At 62.9% G+C, this 17451-nt stretch carries 20 protein-coding genes and 1 riboswitch; of the genes, 11 read left to right on the top strand and 9 right to left on the bottom strand.

The window, feature by feature from the left end; translation table 11 throughout:
• Nucleotides 1-31: 31 nt before the first annotated feature.
• Entirely contained in the window at nucleotides 32-1003 is a 972-nt protein-coding gene (locus ACXAF5_RS04405; protein WP_474945676.1) for a TRAP transporter substrate-binding protein, read from the bottom strand.
• Between the two features lie 201 nt (nucleotides 1004-1204).
• Here ACXAF5_RS04405 and ACXAF5_RS04400 point away from each other — a divergent pair, with 201 nt between their 5' ends.
• Nucleotides 1205-1726, top strand: coding sequence for a winged helix DNA-binding protein (locus ACXAF5_RS04400; protein WP_474945675.1), 522 nt, complete (start codon nucleotides 1205-1207; stop codon nucleotides 1724-1726).
• Nucleotides 1727-1771: 45 nt separating this feature from the next.
• Here ACXAF5_RS04400 and ACXAF5_RS04395 read toward each other — a convergent pair whose 3' ends face one another.
• The 6 genes from ACXAF5_RS04395 to ACXAF5_RS04370 form a co-directional block, all read right to left on the bottom strand.
• Nucleotides 1772-2425 carry an energy-coupling factor ABC transporter ATP-binding protein gene (locus ACXAF5_RS04395; RefSeq protein WP_474945674.1) on the bottom strand — a complete coding sequence of 218 codons (654 nt, stop codon included), beginning with the start codon at nucleotides 2423-2425 and terminating at the stop codon, nucleotides 1772-1774.
• Nucleotides 2412-3206 carry a cobalt ECF transporter T component CbiQ gene (gene cbiQ / locus ACXAF5_RS04390; RefSeq protein ID WP_474945673.1) on the bottom strand — a complete coding sequence of 265 codons (795 nt, stop codon included), beginning with the start codon at nucleotides 3204-3206 and terminating at the stop codon, nucleotides 2412-2414. Before cbiQ ends, ACXAF5_RS04395 begins: the two co-directional genes overlap by 14 nt.
• 3 nt (nucleotides 3207-3209) lie before the next feature.
• On the bottom strand, nucleotides 3210-3815 hold the full coding sequence (locus ACXAF5_RS04385) for a cobalt ABC transporter permease (protein WP_474945672.1): 606 nt from the start codon (nucleotides 3813-3815) through the stop codon (nucleotides 3210-3212).
• Nucleotides 3815-4429 (bottom strand): cobalt transporter CbiM, encoded by a 615-nt coding sequence (gene cbiM, locus ACXAF5_RS04380; protein WP_239319054.1) that lies wholly within the window; start codon nucleotides 4427-4429, stop codon nucleotides 3815-3817. The genes ACXAF5_RS04385 and cbiM overlap by 1 nt, the downstream gene beginning before the upstream one ends.
• Nucleotides 4430-4432: 3 nt before the next feature.
• The gene (locus ACXAF5_RS04375; protein ID WP_474945671.1) at nucleotides 4433-5221 is read right to left on the bottom strand and encodes a DUF4198 domain-containing protein; all 789 of its coding nucleotides are present in this window, start codon (nucleotides 5219-5221) and stop codon (nucleotides 4433-4435) included.
• 129 nt (nucleotides 5222-5350) lie between these two features.
• Nucleotides 5351-5567, bottom strand: a riboswitch (cobalamin riboswitch).
• A 129-nt stretch (nucleotides 5568-5696) separates the two neighbouring features.
• Nucleotides 5697-6122, bottom strand: a complete 426-nt coding sequence (locus tag ACXAF5_RS04370; RefSeq protein WP_474945670.1) for an RrF2 family transcriptional regulator — start codon at nucleotides 6120-6122, stop codon at nucleotides 5697-5699.
• 152 nt (nucleotides 6123-6274) lie between these two features.
• Between ACXAF5_RS04370 and hmpA the strand changes: the two genes are divergently transcribed.
• Nucleotides 6275-7456 carry an NO-inducible flavohemoprotein gene (hmpA, locus tag ACXAF5_RS04365; protein ID WP_474945669.1) on the top strand — a complete coding sequence of 394 codons (1182 nt, stop codon included), beginning with the start codon at nucleotides 6275-6277 and terminating at the stop codon, nucleotides 7454-7456.
• A gap of 67 nt (nucleotides 7457-7523) precedes the next feature.
• Here the strand turns inward: hmpA and ACXAF5_RS04360 are convergent, their stop codons facing one another.
• Together ACXAF5_RS04360 and ACXAF5_RS04355 are read right to left on the bottom strand one after the other, a co-directional pair.
• Nucleotides 7524-8723, bottom strand: a complete 1200-nt coding sequence (locus tag ACXAF5_RS04360) for an NnrS family protein (protein WP_474945668.1) — start codon at nucleotides 8721-8723, stop codon at nucleotides 7524-7526.
• A gap of 77 nt (nucleotides 8724-8800) precedes the next feature.
• Complete coding sequence (locus ACXAF5_RS04355; RefSeq protein ID WP_474945667.1) at nucleotides 8801-9229, bottom strand: pseudoazurin; 429 nt, start codon at nucleotides 9227-9229, stop codon at nucleotides 8801-8803.
• 99 nt (nucleotides 9230-9328) lie between these two features.
• On the opposite strand from ACXAF5_RS04355, the gene ACXAF5_RS04350 reads away from it, so the two are divergent.
• From ACXAF5_RS04350 to hemN, 9 genes are all read left to right on the top strand, one after another.
• Nucleotides 9329-10024 (top strand): Crp/Fnr family transcriptional regulator, encoded by a 696-nt coding sequence (locus ACXAF5_RS04350; RefSeq protein WP_474945666.1) that lies wholly within the window; start codon nucleotides 9329-9331, stop codon nucleotides 10022-10024.
• A gap of 336 nt (nucleotides 10025-10360) precedes the next feature.
• Nucleotides 10361-10813, top strand: a complete 453-nt coding sequence (locus ACXAF5_RS04345) for a c-type cytochrome (RefSeq protein ID WP_474945665.1) — start codon at nucleotides 10361-10363, stop codon at nucleotides 10811-10813.
• Between the two features lie 12 nt (nucleotides 10814-10825).
• On the top strand, nucleotides 10826-12169 hold the full coding sequence (locus ACXAF5_RS04340) for a cbb3-type cytochrome c oxidase subunit I (RefSeq protein WP_474945664.1): 1344 nt from the start codon (nucleotides 10826-10828) through the stop codon (nucleotides 12167-12169).
• A gap of 3 nt (nucleotides 12170-12172) precedes the next feature.
• Nucleotides 12173-12967, top strand: coding sequence for an AAA family ATPase (locus ACXAF5_RS04335; RefSeq protein ID WP_474945663.1), 795 nt, complete (start codon nucleotides 12173-12175; stop codon nucleotides 12965-12967).
• Between the two features lie 5 nt (nucleotides 12968-12972).
• Complete coding sequence (locus tag ACXAF5_RS04330) at nucleotides 12973-14850, top strand: nitric oxide reductase activation protein NorD (protein WP_474945662.1); 1878 nt, start codon at nucleotides 12973-12975, stop codon at nucleotides 14848-14850.
• A 1-nt stretch (nucleotide 14851) separates the two neighbouring features.
• Nucleotides 14852-15025, top strand: a complete 174-nt coding sequence (locus tag ACXAF5_RS04325; RefSeq protein WP_239361191.1) for a hypothetical protein — start codon at nucleotides 14852-14854, stop codon at nucleotides 15023-15025.
• Nucleotides 15022-15240 carry an NnrT protein gene (locus tag ACXAF5_RS04320; protein ID WP_474945661.1) on the top strand — a complete coding sequence of 73 codons (219 nt, stop codon included), beginning with the start codon at nucleotides 15022-15024 and terminating at the stop codon, nucleotides 15238-15240. Before ACXAF5_RS04325 ends, ACXAF5_RS04320 begins: the two co-directional genes overlap by 4 nt.
• Nucleotides 15237-15929 (top strand): NnrU family protein, encoded by a 693-nt coding sequence (locus ACXAF5_RS04315; protein ID WP_474945660.1) that lies wholly within the window; start codon nucleotides 15237-15239, stop codon nucleotides 15927-15929. The genes ACXAF5_RS04320 and ACXAF5_RS04315 overlap by 4 nt, the downstream gene beginning before the upstream one ends.
• A gap of 50 nt (nucleotides 15930-15979) precedes the next feature.
• A complete protein-coding gene (gene hemN / locus ACXAF5_RS04310; protein ID WP_474945659.1) occupies nucleotides 15980-17335 on the top strand; it encodes an oxygen-independent coproporphyrinogen III oxidase in 1356 nt (451 codons plus the stop codon).
• The last annotated feature ends 116 nt before the right edge of the window (nucleotides 17336-17451 follow it).

Raw genomic sequence — 17451 nt, 5'->3', positions numbered from 1 at the left:
CGCGCCTTGCGCACGCCCGCAGATCGTTGGTTTATTGCTGGTATGCGTTCAGAAGCGAGGCACCCGCCTCACCAGCATCGGCTTTCCAGCTTTCCAGCATTTCCTCACCAATGCCGCGCAGCCCTTCGATCAGCGCGTCGGAGGGGGCGGAGACGGTGATGCCGTTTTCCTTCAGGACGGCCACCTTCTCTGCCGTTTCGGCCTGGCTCATCTCCCAGCCGCGGGCCTCGGCCGCCGCTGCCGCGTCCAGGACGGCGGTGCGGGTGTCTTCATCCAGACGGCGGAAGGCCCGTTTGTTGACCACCACGATATTCTTCGGAATCCACGCTTGAATGTCGGTGTAATGAGTCAGGAAGTCCCAGGCCTTGGAGTTCACGCCGGTCGAAGGCGACGTGATCATCGCCTCGACGCGGCCGGTGCTGAAGGCCTGCGGAATATCGGGCACTTCCACCTGCGTCGGGGCGGCGCCCGCGAGGTTGGCAAATTGTTCAAGCGTCGCATTGTAGGTGCGGAACTTCAGCCCCGCGAGATCCTCGACACTGGTGATTTCCTTGGTGGTGTACAGACCTTGCGGCGGCCACGGCACCGCATAAAGCGCCATCAGCCCCTGCTCATCAAGCAGCTCGTCGATGACATCCTTCTGCGCCGCCCAGAGGCGCTCTGCCTCCTCATAGCTGGTGGCCAGGAACGGCAGCGAGTCCGCCCCAAAGGCGGGGTTGTCATTGGCCAGCAGGGACAGGAAGAACTCCCCGATCGGGACCTGGCCGCTGCGCACGGCCTTGCTGATTTCGGGATGCTTGAAGAGCGAGCCCGCGGAATGGACCTTGATTTCCAGGTCACCGCCCGTCGCCTCTGCGACATCGCTGGCGAATTCCGTGATGTTGACGGTGTGGAACGTGGCGTCCGGATAGGGTGTCGGCATGTCCCATGTGGCGGCCTGAGCCGAAATTGCAGCGCCAGCAAAAGCCGCAAGAGCGCCGCCAAGAATACGAGTGATCTGCATGTTGTCCTCCCAATGCGATTATTGAATTATTGATGGCATTACGTTGGCATTTTGTCAACGTTTCGCAAGTGTAATCGCATTGAGGCGTCAACCTGGGCTCTGTTTTTGCCTCTCTGGCTGCTTGATCTCATTGGAATGATGTAGTTTTATACAAAGACGCCAGCGAAACGCTGACGTTTTGTGCACTTGGAAGGGGCCACCGTGACCAGCAACACTCAGGACGGGCGCCGAATCGTATCCTCGCGCCATCTCGCAGAAGGAGAAGGATGGGAACTGTCCGAGCTGGAATTCGGCATGATCGTTGCCTACAACGCCTTCTCGCGCTGGATGACCCGCTGCATGGCCGCCGCCGGTCAGGCGGACCTCAGCCCGCTGGACATCCTGATCCTTCACAATGTGAACCACCGCGGCAAGGACAAGCGCCTGTCCGACATCTGCTTCCTCCTCAATATCGAGGACAGCCACACGGTGAACTACGGTCTGCGCAAATTGCTGAAGGCGGGGTTTCTGACGTCCGAGAAACGCGGCAAGGAAGTGTTCTATCGCACCTCTGCCGACGGCGCGGCCCTATGCGACACCTACCGCGACGTCCGGCGGCAATGCCTGCTGGACGGGCTTGCGGGGGCAGAACTCTCGGGCAGCGAATTGCGAGACCTTGCCCGAAGCCTGCGCGCCCTGTCGGGCCAGTACGATCAGGCCAGCCGGGCCGCGGCCTCGCTTTAGCCGTTTTGCCTCCGGCGGCCTCCCCTGCGTTGCGATGCCAGCCAGTCAGCCAACGCGATGCAAGCGGCCACCGGTCAGCTCGAACCCCGTTGGCGCGATCTCGGCCCGAAATCCGGCATCATGGCTGACCAGCAGGCAGGCTTGCGGAAGGCTTTTGAGGATCTCCACCAACCGGGCCTCGTTTTCGACATCCAGCGCGTTGGTCGGCTCATCCAGCAACAACACCTCCGGCTCCATCGCCAACACCGTCGCCAGCGTGATCAGACGCTTCTCCCCGCCCGACAGCCGGTGGGTGATCCGGTCGCGCAGGTGGCTCAGCCCGATCTGCGCGAGCACCTGATCGACGATCTCCAGCGCTTCGTCACGGCTCTTGCCCAGGTTCAAGGGACCAAAGGCGATGTCTTCGGCCACGGTCGGGCAGAACAGCTGATCGTCGGGATCCTGAAACACATAGCCGACGCGGCGGCGCACATCCTGAAAGTCACTTTCCTGCCTGCGGGCCTGCTCAAAGGCGATGACCTCGCCCTTTCCCGGCGACAGCAAGCCCACAATGAGTTTGAGCAAGGTCGATTTCCCCGCGCCATTCGGCCCGATGATCGACAACCGTTCGCCGGGATCGAGCGACAGGGACACGTTGTTCAGAACCGGGGGCTGCCCGGGGTAGGTGAAAGACACGTCATTGAGTTCAAGCAAAGGCATGGCGAACCTCGATTCCGATCAGCACCAGCACACCCGCGACCATTGCTGCCACAAAGAGCCAGTCCTGACGGGTTGTGCGAAAGTCTTGCAGCAGGACGAACCGCCCGGTGAAGCCACGGCATTTCATCGCGCCCAGCACACGTTCAGAGCGCTCCAGCGCCCGAACCAGCATCATCCCCACCAGGTATCCAAAACTGCGGTAGGTGTGCCAGTTCGTGCCCGGGCGAAATCCGCGCATTTTCATCGCGGCGCGCAGGCGATTGTATTCTTCGCGCAGGGTTTCGATGTAGCGGATGGTGAACATCAGCAATTGCACAAGGCGCTCGGGCACCCGCAGCGCCAGCAGCCCGTGCCCCAGGGTCACCGGCTCCATCGATCCGGCCAGACACATCAGCGCCAAGATGACCGCATTGGCGGTCAGAGCGATCTCCACCGCCTGCCAAAGCCCCTGCCACGATGCCGCCATGCCAAACAGGGTGAACATCGGCGTCCCCGGCACCGTGAAGGGCAGCAACACCAGCATGAACAGGATGAACCCGTCCATCCCTGCCATCCGCTTGAGCGTGCGCCGCACCGGCAATCCCGACAGCGGCAACAACAGCGCCGACATCGCCACCGCGCAGAACAGCGCGGCAAGATCGGAGAGCGCCACCGCCACCACGGCAAACACCACAGCCACCACGATCCGCACCCGTGGGTCCAGGTCCATGATGCCAGACGTGGCAAAGCTCCCCCCCGTCGTCCGCAGGGTCTTTTCGCCAGAGGTCAGCCGGTGACCCATCGCTCAGGTCGCCAACCGGCGCCGTGCGGCAAGGTAGAACCCCAGCCCAAACAGGCCAAAGATATACCCGATACCACCAAGGATCGTTTGAAAATCATTGTGCTCGCGGTAGGCGGCAATCTCCCGGCGCAGCGGGCGCATTTCATCGCGCACAGCCTTGGCAATGGCGGCGCGCTCGTCCTCCGTCAGGGCCGCGATGGTCACCGCTGCCGGTTCCTCTGCCAATGGTGCGTTTGCGACCGTTGGCTCCGCCCCCGAAGACGCGCCGCTATCCTGCGGGGCAACACCGAGGAGCGCGGCCACATCCGAGGCCGCCATGTCGACCTCGCCGATATGCCCAGCGCCCATGTCGGCCTTGAACACATGGGTGACCGGCTCAGTGGGCGCATAGACAAAGAACCCGTCTTCGTCGGTGACCGCGTCGCCCAGTTTGACCCCGGTCGTGTCAAAGACCTCGATCACCTGCCCCACAGCCATGTCACCGTTTGAAAAACCGAGTTCTCCCTCAATGACATCGCCGGATTTGAAGACCGAAAAGATCACCTTGTGCGCGAGCACCGAAACCGGCGTGAGCGCAAGGATGAAAACGAGTAGAAGCCTGTGAAACATCATGCTTGGCCGGTAACTGTGGTGAACAGGTCAGGGCGTATCTTGCTGACCAGGTAAACGGCGGCCCCGGTGAGCAACCCCTCGATGACCATGATCGGCAGATGCGCAAAGAAGACCAGCTTTGCCGCCGGCAAGAAGGCGTCGCCGGTCAATGCCAGGGAAAGCGCGACAAAGATCGTGGTGGCGGCAACGGCAAAGGCGCCGCCGATCCCCGCCCAAACCGCTCCGCTCTTGGGGGTGCCGCGTTCAACCATACGCCCGAACAACAGCCAGGCCAGGACCGCTGGCCCGGCGATATTGAGCGTGTTTATTCCCAGCACAGTGAGACCGCCAAATCCAAAGAACACGGCCTGAAGCAGCAGGCCCACAAATAAGGCCGGGAACGCGGCCCAGCCGAGGATCATCCCGGCCAGACCATTGAGGATCAAATGCACCGATGACGGGCCGATCGGCACATGGATCAGCGAGGCGACAAAGAAGCAGGCAGACAGCATGCCGGTGGCGGGAATGCGCTCCAGCGTCATTTGCTTCAACCCCAGCGCAATGCCGCCTGCCGCGAGAACCGCGCCGCCGATGACAACCGGATTTGACAGGGCTCCGTCAACGATGTGCATCGATCACTCCATATCGTAGGCGCGGATCCAGAACACGGCGTCCTGGCTCAGTTCCTTGCCCTCATGTTCCGTCACCGGGCCCGATCCCAGCGCGGCAAAGCCCCACCAGCCTGCTTTGGGAACACCAAAGGTGAAATAGCCGTTCTCGTCGGAGATCGCGACGATGGCCCCCCCCGGCATGGTGCCGACGGTTGGTTCTGTCGTGGAAAAGCCCTCGATGTCCGGCGCGGCTGCGACATATTCAATCTCGATCTCGACACCGGCGGCAGGTTCCCCCTCGCGCAGCACCTGACCGGTAAAACTCGACCCCGCAACGACGTTGTAGGGTTTGACCAGCGGCACGATCTCGGTCGCGAGGCCAACGGGGTTCATCCAGTCGGTGGGCAGCTCATTGCGGTTGAACACCACTTTGGTCAGCTGCTGGATATAGATATCCTCGCTCTGCTCGTAGTAGGGCACGGGTTCGGTCACCAGCACATAGTCGCCGGAGCGTTTCACCGGTAGCGAGGCCTTGAAGGCCGCGCCTTCGTTCTCTGCGCCTTTGAAAGGGGCTGCCTCAAGGCGATCCGCCAGGTCGGTCATTTCGCCATTGTGGATCATGTAGAACGCCTCGGGCGTGTCCATGTCCATCACATGGCCGTTTTCGAACGGATGCCAGAAAACCACCGCGAGCGGCACATCGCCGGGGCGTTCGATCTGGGTCTGATCTGCGTAGGGCAGCACAAAATGGGCCTGTGCGGCAAGCGGGAGGAGCGCGGCCAGCGCCGCGGCGGAAAACAGTTTCTTGGTCATGTCATGCCTCTCAAACAGGTGGGAAACCCACGGGTGAAAGGACAGACGGGATGTGAGACACGGGATTGATCGGGCACGACCAGCCGAGCCTGACGCGCACCCCGGCGTCCGCTTCAAGACGGATCGGTCTCCCGACCCTTGTGCGCGGCAGGTCTCCTGGCTCGCGGGGCATGATGCAAACCGGCCTTCCCAGGACAGATCCCAGTGGCATTATCGGTCGCACGTCCCGCTTACAGTTGCGGGGGCAGCCACGGATTTGGTCCCTTTTGGGTACGCCGCACCGTGTTCCCTTTTACTCCCACCGCGAGATGTCGCCCGCCGTGGAACCGTTCACGCCATTCTTATGGAAACCGCAAGAGATCTTGTCAATTGCATATAGCGCCCGCGCGCCTGGCACGTCCGCCTCAAGGCCACTGCACATGGCGCCCTTTCGCAGACCTGAGCCCGTTGCGCGCCGACTTTCATCGCGCGAGGATCAGGATCCGGCGATACCAAACTCCGCAGGCGCCAGCGCAATATCGCGCACCGTGTACTGGTCCAGCGTCGCGAGGAATGCGGTTCGGGCCTCCGCCAATGGGGAGATCAGCTTGCAGCACCCCGAAATGGTACAGCGGTTGGTCGGGCGCATGCATTCAACAAGATCAAAATCCGTTTCCATGTGACGCACCAGATCGCCCAGCCGGATCGCGTCGGCGTCACGTGCAAGCCGCAGCCCCCCTGCCCGCCCGCGCTGAGCGATCAGAAACTGCCCCTTGGTGAGCGCGTTGACCACCTTCATCACCGTACTGCGCGGCAGGCCGTAGACCTCGACCACCTGATCGATCGTAAACAGACGGGGGCCGATCGAGGTTGCATAGATCATGATGCGCATCGCCACGTCGGTGGTGTCATTCAATCGCATATGTGTTCCTTTCCGCGCCCCGGAAGCACCTCGGGCAATGGGCTGGTATCCGGGACAGAATGTCGCAAACTAAAAACATACCTACGTATGGCATCTTTTCTATCCACTTTATAGGTTCCGATCATTGACATCTTTAAGGCAGGAGAATAGAAATGGCCACGCCTCTCACCGAAAACACGCTCAGGATTATCGATGCGACCGCCCCGGTCGTCGCGGCACATATCGACGAAATCGTGCCCTGCATGTATCGCAGGCTGCTTGCGGAACCCAGTATCCGGGCGTTGTTCAATATGTCCCACCAGCAAGGGGACTCGCCGCAGCACAAGGCACTGGCCGGGGCGCTGGTCGCCTACGCAACACATATCCGCACCCCCGACGTTCTGTGCGACGCCATCGAGCGGATTGCCCAGAAACACGCCGGTCTGCAAATTCTGCCCGAGCACTACCCTCATGTTGCAGATGCGTTGCTCGGTGCCGTCTCAGAAGTGCTCAAGGACGCCGCAACGCCAGAGGTCCTCGCCGCCTGGGGAGAGGCCTACTGGGTGCTTGCCGATACGCTGATTGCGCGCGAGGAACAGCTTTATGCCGACGCCGAGACACAGACCGGGGGCTGGCGCGGCTGGCGGCGCTTTCAGGTGGTCTCCAGAACCCGTGAGGCAGAAGACATCATGTCCTTTGTTCTGCGCCCCGTGGACAATGGCCCCGTCATGCGGCATCGCCCAGGTCAGTATCTCAGCTTTCGCTTTGTGCCTGCACCCGGCGAAGAGTGCCGGCGGAACTATTCGATTTCTTCGGCTCCCGACGGCAAGAGCTATCGGATCACCGTAAAACGCGAGCCAAACGGGCGCATTTCCAACTGGTTGCACCAGAGTGCCGAGATCGGAACCGAGGTCGACGTAGCCGCACCGTCCGGAGAGTTCTTTCTGGACCCGGCGCACAAGCGTGAGGTTGTGCTGCTCTCCGGCGGGGTCGGCCTTACACCGATGGTCGCGATGCTCGAAAGCTATGGCCGGGAAGATCTACGGATGATTTCCGTACATGCCGCACGGGATGACCGGCACCATGCGATGCGCGAGACGCTCCGGAACCGGGCAACCGAAAGCTACGTGTTCTACGATGTCGCGTCGGAGCAGGACCTGCACAGTGGCGTTCGGCGCGGTCGGATCGACCCGAAATGGCTGATCGAGATCAGCGATCCCACCGCCGCCGACTACTTCATCTGCGGTCCGGCGGGCTTCATGCAGGCGATGGTCGATGGGCTCAAGGCGGCGAATGTTCCAAGCTCCCGTATTCACTACGAGTTCTTTGGTCCCGCCGCGGCGCAGATCGGCTGACCATCGGCAAGGAGATACCCAACCGCAACGGCTGGGTATCTCCTACTCCCTGAAGCGGTGCACCCTGCTACCGCGCCGATGCTCCGGTTGGGCGTTTTTGCGCGACCCGGGGCGCTGCAAGCCAAGGTCCGATCCGCCATGTCAGCGCTGCGAGGGATCCGGTCCACAGGATTGCCGACAGGTCGATGCCGGTCAGCGAGATCACTTCGAAGCCATACCCCAGACCCCGCATCAGCGTGGCGACCAGGATCCCGAGGAACGCGAGGGTCAGAACCGGGCCAGCCACCAAGGGACGTCCCGTATGCCCCATGGTGGCCCGCATCATGACGGCGACTGTCATCCCCCCGATTGCACCAATTCCAAGCACATGCGCGCCACTGTCCGCCCCGGTGGCGCCCAGCGCGGAACCGGCGAGCAACGCAAACCCCAATGGGGCCATGAGGTAGGACAGATGCAGCATCACCAGCAGCGGCGAACGCCAGGACCGGGCGCCACACCAACGCAACAAACGCCACACATGCAGCGCTGCAGCAAGCAGGCTCAGGCCCGCGAACAGCGGACCAGCGGGAACCGCGACCCAACAGGCCAACGCAACAGCCGCAACGACAAGACACAGGCCATCGAATGCCCCAAACGGCGTCGGCAGGCGTGTCTCACCACGCTGAACCAACCAGTTGCGGGTAAAGCTCGGGATGATGCGCCCGCCGATCAGGAGGATCAGAAAGACTAGCAGCGCAATCCCCAGTCGGCGCCCGTGGTCCGCACCGCCCTGCGCCCAGGCTTCGAGATGAAAGCCCACATTGGCGACCCACAGCAGCGTCACCGGAACCAGCACCTTCAGGTTGCGCCAGTTCCGTCCTGCCACGATTTCGCGCGAAATCATCAGCACCACCGCCAGTAGAAAGAGCTGATCGACCAGCATCACGGCCAAGGGGCCAAGGGCCGTCAGCCCCGCCATCGCGCAGCGCCCCGCGATCCAGATCGCCACCAGCAGCACCAGCGGCCAGCCGCGAGTCGGCAACCGGCCGGTCCAGTTCGGCACCGCGGTAAAGAGAAACCCGGCCACCACCGCCGCGCCGTAGCCGAACACCATTTCGTGGACATGCCAATCCACCGCCCCCAGCGGGCTGTTCAATGCAACCGCACCGCGCCAGACCAACCACCACAACGGGATTACCACGATTCCAAACAGCGATGCGGACAGGAAGAAGGGCCGAAAGCCGTAGGAAAACAGGGCCGGTCCGGTAAATGGGTCACGCGTGGACATGGGAACCTCTCTTTCACGTCAGGCGGGCGGCGCCAGTGGCACCGCCCGGTAGGGTCGAACAACGCAGGGGCAGCGCGTCATTCAACCTGTGCAATGAGATCGGCCATCCGTGTCTTGGCCTTGCCGCGTTGCTTGACCCCCGTGGCCGTCTCCAGGTTCACCGCCTCGCCGACCTGGATCAGCGCGACCATCCCCATGCCGTAGTGCGGCGTACATTTGATGCCATAGAGACCTTCCTGTTCGACGGGGAGCTCGTATTCGACATTGAACTTCGACTTGAAGGGGGACACGCCCTCGGGCAGCATGCCCTTGATATCCTCGACGTTGTGTCCCTTGTCGGTGGGCAGGAATTTCACCACGTCCCCGGGCTGTGCCCTGACAAAGGCCGGTTCAAAGACCATCGCCCCGGCCTCACCCTTGTTGAGCATCTTGACCTCGATCGTCTCTGCAGTGACCGATCCGGCGGCCAGAAGAAGTGCTGCTGTCATGGTAAGTTTTGTGAGCATCGGAATGTCCTTCTCGTTTCCGGTTGCATATTCTGCGACGGGTATGCGTTAACGCTGGATACGAAACGTTGCTTTGCATCAAACTTCCGAGCTGAAACCATGTCCAAACTCGACGAAAGCCTTCTGATCGGAATGCCACCCTTCTCGCGTCTGAGCCGGGCGCAAATCCGCGAGATCCTGGATCATGCAACGTCGCGCCGATACGACGAAGGCGCGACCATTTTCAGCGAAGGTCAGGACGCAGACCGTTTTTTCCTGTTGCTCGACGGGTTTCTGCGGGTGGTGCGTTCGACACCGGATGGTGATCAGGTCATCGTCCTGCATATTTCTCCGGGGCAGTTGTTCGGCATTGCGCCGGCGCTCCAGCGGGATACCTACCCCGCCAGTGCTGTCACAGCCGCCGAATCCATTGCCCTGTCCTGGCCCGTCAACCTGTGGCCGGAGTTCAGCGCCACCTACGAGGGCTTCGCCACGGAAAGCTACAAGACCCTCGGCCGACGGCTCGGTCAGATCCAGGAAACCCTGACCGAGATGGCGACCCAGGCGGTCGAGAAACGTGTGGCCAGCGCCCTTCTGCGCATGGTCAATCAGAGCGGGCGCAAGTCCGACGCCGGCATCGAGATCGCCTTCCCGGTTACCCGGCAGAACATCTCGGACATGACGGGGACCACCCTGCACACCGTCAGCCGGCTGCTGTCGGCCTGGGAAAGAGAAGGCGTGGTCTCCTCGCGGCGCAAGCATATCGTGGTCACGGACCCGCATGCGCTGGTCCTGCTGAGCGGCATTCAGAGCTGACCTGCGGCCCGGGCGAGACCGTTCACCTCCGCCCTGAAGAGGGCCTCATCGAGATCATACGCCTGACAGGCCTCCGTGATGGTGTGAAAGGGTGTGATCGGGCACCCCGACAGAGCATGCCCCGGCGCAGGAACGCCGCCGCGGTCGCCGGACAGATCCGAAACAGATCTGACAACGTCAAGTCGGGGTCATCCAGGTCTGGCAGGGCCGTTGGCGGTCTTTTCATAGCCACATGTTGCCCGCATCTTTCGCCGTCTTCTTTGCGTTTGCACAAAAAGCGGCCCACCGCATCGCGATAGGCATGGCCTATCCGAAACCAATCGCCGGGACCGCGACATGTCAGAATTGCTCACCAAATCGCGGGCCAGGAACGTGTTCTACGGGGGATCCATTTTCTTCGTGGTCGTGTTCGTAGCCCTGACGGCGCAAAGCCACCGTCATATTACCCAAACCGCCACAGCCGGCATGCCCCTGACCGATGAGGTGCGCCATGGCAAACACATCTGGGAACGTCATTCCTGCATCAACTGTCACACGCTGCATGGCGAAGGCGCCTATTTCGCGCCCGAACTGGGCAACGTGATGACCCGCTGGGGCGCTCTGGACGACCCCGAACTGGCCTATGAAATCCTGGATGGCTGGATGGAGGCGCAACCAACGGGCATCGAGGGGCGCCGTCAGATGCCCCATTTCGACATCACCGAAGAGGAAATGCGCGCTCTGGCGGAATTCCTCCGCTGGGCCGATCAGACCGACACCCAGAACTGGCCGCCAAACGACGCCGGCTGAGGGAGATCAATCATGAAATATCAATCGCAAAAGGTGGCTTACGCCTATTTTCTCGTTGCCATGGGCCTGTTTGCCATTCAGGTGCTGGGCGGGTTGCTGGCCGGCTGGATCTATGTCGCACCCAACACCCTGTCTGAACTGCTGCCCTTCAACATCATCCGGATGATCCACACCAATGCCTTGATCGTCTGGCTGCTGCTCGGGTTCTTCGGGGCGGCTTATTATCTGGTGCCGGAAGAATCCGAGCGCGAGATCTTTTCAGTAAAGCTGGCCTATATCCAGCTGGCGATCCTCGTGGTCGGGACCCTCGGCGCGGTCGGCTCCTACCTCGTCGGGATCCATGGCGGACGTGAGTTCCTGGAGCAGCCGCTCTGGGTTAAGGTCGGCATCCTCGTGGCTGCCGTGATCTTCCTCGTGAACGTCTCGCTGACCTTCCTCGCCGGCCGCAAGACGGCGATCACCAATATCCTGATGGTGGGGCTGTGGCTCTTGTGCCTGTTGTGGGTCTTTGCCTTCATCAACCCCGACAACCTCAGCCTCGACAAGATGTACTGGTGGATGGTTGTGCACCTCTGGGTCGAAGCAACCTGGGAACTGGTCATGGCCGCGATCCTCGGCTTCCTGATGCTGAAGCTCACCGGCGTGGACCGTGAGGTGATCGAGAAATGGCTCTATGTCATCGTCGCCACTGCGCTGTTTTCCGGCATCCTCGGCACCGGGCACCATTTCTACTGGATCGGCACACCCGGCTATTGGCAGTGGATCGGTTCGATCTTCTCGACCTTCGAGGTGGTCCCCTTCTTCGCCATGATGTCCTTCGCCTTCGTCATGGTCTGGAAAGGCCGCAAGAACCACCCCAACAAGGCCGCGCTCCTGTGGTCACTGGGTTCTTCTACCGTCGCCTTCTTTGGCGCGGGCGTCTGGGGGTTCCTGCACACGCTTCACGGGGTGAACTTCTACACCCACGGCACCCAGATCACCGCCGCACATGGCCACCTGGCCTTTTACGGTGCCTATGTGGCCCTGAACCTCGCCATGTTCAGCTACGCCATGCCCCACCTCAAGGGGCGCGATCCCTACAACCAGGTGCTCAACATGGCATCCTTCTGGCTGATGACCGGCGGCATGTCCTTCATGACCTTCACGCTGACCTTCGCCGGCACCATCCAGACGCATATGCAGCGCATCGTCGGCGACTACTACATGGATGTGCAGGATCAGCTTGGCCTGTTCTACATGATGCGCTTCGGCTCGGGCGTGGCCGTGGTCCTTGGTGCCATCCTGTTCATCTACTCCATGCTCGTGGCGCGCCGCGAGATCGTGAAACCCGGCCCTGTGGCCGTTGCTGGAGAGTGATCCATGAAAGACCTGACACACCCCGACCTGCCTTTCTATCACGCGCAATCCGATGAATGCGCGGTGTTCGAAACCGCCCATGCCAAGGGTCTGCCCCTGCTTCTGAAGGGGCCCACCGGCTGCGGCAAGACCCGGTTCGTGGAACACATGGCAGCACGATTGGGCCTGCCCCTGCACACCGTCGCCTGCCACGACGACCTGAGCGCTGCCGATCTGATCGGGCGCTACCTGCTCAAGGGCGGGGAAACCGTCTGGACCGACGGCCCGTTGACCCGCGCGGTTCGCGACGGCGGCATCTGCTACCTCGACGAGGTGGTGGAAGCCCGCAAGGACGTGACCGTGGTCTTGCACCCGCTGACGGATGATCGGCGTAGGCTGGTCATCGACCGGACCGGCGAAGAGCTTGAGGCGCCAAAGCCCTTCATGCTCGTGGCGAGCTACAACCCGGGCTATCAGAACATCCTCAAGAAGCTGAAACCGTCGACCCGCCAGCGCTTCGTGTCCATCGGTTTTGAGTTTCCCGCCCCCGAGGTTGAACAGCCGGTGGTCATGCGTGAAAGCGGGCTGGACGAGGCGCGCGCAGCCACATTGGTGCGCCTGGCGGGAAAAATTCGCAGCCTTTCGGGTATGGATCTCGAAGAAGGCGTCTCCACCCGTCTGTTGATCTACGCGGCCACGATGATTGCCGACGGCATGGCGGTGAACCGTGCGCTGGAGACCGCGATCATCGCGCCGCTCAGCGACGACCCGGACACGCAACAGGCGCTGCGCAACCTCGTCGCGGTGCTCTACGGGTGACGACGATGCTGCATGTTCTCGACCTCATGGAACCCGAAGAGACCATTGGCAACCTCTGGCATGACATGGCGACCGGCTGGGGGCGGACCGGGCATGACGGCACCCGCGCCGTGCGGCTTGAGGACGTGCAGCGCTCGGCAGCGACGCTGTTTCGTGCACTCGGCGGCGCGGCTGGGACCGAGGTCTGCGCCGCGCCGTTGGTCACCTGCGGGCACCGGCCGGATCTGATCCGTCGTATCGCCACCCCGCAGGAGCGGGCACATGTCGCCGACTATGACGGCGACCGTCTGCGTCTGCCCCCCGTCATCGACAGCTTCCCCACCCGGGACCTGAACCGGGCCTGCTATCTCTGGCTGGCGGCGCTTGCGGCCCATGTCGAGATCCCGCCTCCGCTGACCGATCCGCTTGCGACGGACCGCGCCGAGCTGGCAGAACTCGCCCGCGCCTCCGACGCCGCCTTCGCCGCCTGTCCCGGTCTGCGCCAGCCCTATGCCGCCATGTGCCGGCATGTCGTGGCCCAGCGCACGCGTCCGCCCCTGCCGCGGTGCGAGGCGGGGCTGGAACGGCTGATCCTGGATCAACTGTCCGGGATTTCAAAGGTCGATCCCTGCCTCGATTGCCCCGCACCGCGCGGATATCGCAGCTATGCCCCGGTGCCGCTCTGGCTCCGGCTGCGGAATGGTGCCCCCACCGGCAAGCCAGATAGCGCCCCGGCGGAGACCGCCGCGCCCGCCATGGCGCTTGCGGCCCGCAAGGACGCCTGTCGCGAAGACCGCGAACAGGCCAATCGCAATGACAGCTTCATCATCCATCGCTTCGAGACCATCATGTCCTGGGCCGAAAGCCTGAACATCAACCGGATGGTGGACGATGATGACCCGGACAATGCCGTCAAGGCCGCCGAAGACCAGGATCACCTGACACTGTCACAGACCGTCCGCCGTGCGGCCACGCGGCTTCGCCTGTCGTTGGACCTGTCGCCGCAGGACGCGGAACACGAACAGCTGGCGGGGCGGTTCACCTATCCGGAATGGAACCGCCGGACCGGAGCCTACATGCCCGACCACGTGCGCGTGCTCGAAGCCGATGCGACCGCCAGTACCGCCTACGCGCCGGACCCGCGTCTGGTTGCGCGGGTAAAACGCCAGTTCGCCCCCTTGCAGCCACGTCGGGTCATGCTGCCGCGCCAGTTGGACGGTAGCGATCTGGATCTTGATGCCGCCGTCACCTCGCATGTCGACATCGCCTGTGGGCGCGAGGGCAGCGACCGGATCTGGCAGTCCAGTCGCCCGATGGCCCGTGACCTGTCGGTGGCGATCCTGATGGATTGTTCCCGATCCACGGAGGCCGCCCTGGGTCCCTCCTCCGTCATCGAGATCGCACGGGAGTCGCTCTCGGCTCTGGCCAGCGGCATCGATACGGCAGGCGACCGGTTGGGGATCTGGGGCTTTTCCTCGCTGCGCCGGGACCGGGTGTTCCTGCACCGCGCCAAAGCCTTTGCGGACCCGATGACCACCGAGGTCACTGACCGGATCGGCGGGCTGACGCCCGGGCACTACACGCGCCTCGGCGCCGCGATCCGGCATGTCTCCGCCCGCTTGGCCGAAGAAGGCGCCACGCGCCGCCTGCTCCTGGTGCTGACGGATGGAAAACCCAATGACCTGGATCATTACGAGGGCCAGCACGGCATCGAAGACAGTCATATGGCTGTACGCGAAGCCCGCGCGCTGGGGCAGGCCGTGCACGGCGTGATCGTCGATCAGGACGGGCAGGACTGGTTTGCCCGCATTTTCGGGCGCGCGGGCTTTACCCTTCTGTCCAATCCCGAACGCCTGCCCCGGGTCCTGCCCGATATCTACCAAACCCTGACCATGGAGACCTGATGTGATACGCTTCATCTGCCTGCTGCTCGTGCTGCCGCTCCCGGCCCTGGCCACCGGCTTCGAACGCCCGATCCCGCAGCCCCAAACGGAAACGGCCGAATTCTGGTTCCTGGTGGGCTCGATCGCACTCGTCATCGCGCTGGCCGCCGTACAGTTTCTGGTGCACCGCAAATGAAACCATCCTGGACGCTGCTGCTTGGCCTCTACCCCTTTGCGGCGGGGGCCATGGGGGTGAACCTGTTCTTTGCCTCGCTCATCGGTTCCTGGCTGGGCTGGCCGGTGCTGACACCATGGCACTCCGCCCTCGGTGGCCTGGTGATCGGCCTGCCAGCCACCTACAGTTTCGCCTGCCATATCACCCGGCTGATGGAACAGGCCGACGAGTCATGACGGGCTGGAGCGAATATACGCTGGCGCTGGCTCTGTTCACCGGCAGCCATTTTGTCCCGCGGATCGCGGATCTGCGCGGCCGGATGATTGCCAGCATCGGGCGCAGCACCTATTTCGCCCTCTACGGCGCTCTGTCGCTGGTGCTCCTGATCTGGGTCGTTGGCGCAGCGATCCGGGCCCCCTACCTTGAGGTATGGCCGCAACAGCCCTGGTCCCGCTGGGCCCCGAACCTGGCAATGCCGGTGGCGCTGGTGCTGGGATGCTGCGGGGTTCGACTGCGCCAACCGTTCACCCTTGGCGCACGGCGCGGTGTCCGCTTCGACCCTGCCGATCCCGGCTTTGCAGCGGTCTCGCGCCACCCGCTGCTGCTGGCGCTGACACTCTGGGCCGGGGCTCATCTGGTGCCGAACGGTGAGCTCGCAATGGTGATCCTCTTTGGCAGTTTTGTGGCAATGGCGCTGCTGGCGATCTGGGCCTTTGACGCCCGCGCGCGGCGCGTCTTGGCACATGATGCCGAGCCTTTCTTTACCCGAACGGCGCTGTTCTCGCTGCGGCCGCTGACCTCGGTTGAATGGCTGCGTGGCAATGCCCGGCGCCTCGGCTGGCGGGCGCTGGCCGGGTTGGCGCTGTGGCTGGCTGCCCTGCATCTGCATGCCATTGTCACGGGTGTCCCCGCTTTCCCGACCTGAACTTGATCCCGCGCAAAGTCTGCTGGCTGAAAAACCTGCAAACCGGGTACATGAAACATATCGACCGCCTCAGACGTCTCGGGCTCTTTGACACCCGGGTGCCCCGCTACACCTCCTATCCGACCGCACCCGTCTTTGCACCGCAGGTCGGTGCGCCGTTTCAGGCGCAGGCGCTTGCCGCGCTTCCGGCGACGGAACCGGTGTCGGTTTATGTCCACATTCCCTTTTGCGAGCGATTGTGCTGGTTCTGCGCCTGCCGTACGCAGGGCACAAAGAGCCTGTCGCCCGTCGAAAGCTACATCGGCACACTGGAGCAGGAACTGGCCTTGGTGAAGGCCAGCTTGCCGGCAGGGCTGCGCATGGGCCGCATGCATTGGGGCGGCGGAACACCCACGATTTTGCCGCCAGATCTGATCCGTCGGCTGGCCCGGGCGGTAAAAGCCGTGTTTCCACCAACGGAGGATTGCGAATTCTCGGTCGAAATCGACCCGACCATGGTGGACCGCAACAAGATCGACGCGCTTGCGACCGAAGGCATGACCCGCGCAAGCATCGGAATTCAGGACTTCGACCCGCTGGTGCAGCACGCGATCGGACGGCAGCAGTCCTTCGAAGAGACGCAGACCTGCGTCACGGATTTGCGTGCCGCAGGTATCACCTCGCTCAATGCCGATCTGGTTTATGGGTTGCCCCATCAGGATACTGCCCGCCTGCAGGACACGGTGGGCAAGGTGCTGGCGCTCTCTCCCGACCGCATCGCACTGTTCGGCTATGCCCATGTCCCCTGGATGTCCAAACGGCAAAAGCTGATCGACGAGGCCGCCTTGCCCCAGGAGATGGCGCGGTATCAGCTTGCGGAACTGGCCGCTGAGCGGTTCCGCACCGCGGGGTTGCAGAGCATCGGCATCGACCATTTCGCCCACCCCGTGGACAGCTTGTCCCGTGCGGCCGACACAGGCCATCTGCGGCGCAATTTTCAGGGCTATGTCGATGACACCTGTGCAACGCTCATCGGGCTCGGGGCGTCGTCGATCTCGCGGCTGCCGTCGGGGTACGTCCAGAACGCACCGGCCACCCCTGCCTATACGCAACGCATCGAGGCCGGGCAGCTTGCGGGTGTGCGCGGCCATATACTGCGCGATGACGATCTGCTGCGCGCGCGGGCCATCGAGATGATCATGTGTGATTTCTGCCTTGACCTGCCCCTGCTCCGACAACGTTTCAGCACGCGCGCCGATCAGCTGCGCGCCGAGATGCACGCAATCGCGCAGCGGTTCGGTGAACTTCTGTACATCGAGGACGACCGGCTGATCATCACGCCCGAGGCGCGCGCCTTGACCCGGATCGTTGCAGGCGCGTTCGACAGCTATAATCCGGACGGTGCGCGCTACAGTCAGGCCTCGTGACGGTCGGGAACCTCTGCTGACAGACGTCTGGGGCACACAACGGCCCGCCCTGCGCCCAAAGCCCCCAAGCGGACGCACAGGGGCGCGGGTCGGATCACAACGGCACCGGGGTGGCG

The sequence above is a fragment of the Epibacterium sp. ABV4_022 genome, assembly GCF_056159345.1.
The sequence above is the reverse complement of the archived record's forward strand: the minus strand, read 5'-3'. Positions and strand labels throughout refer to the sequence as shown.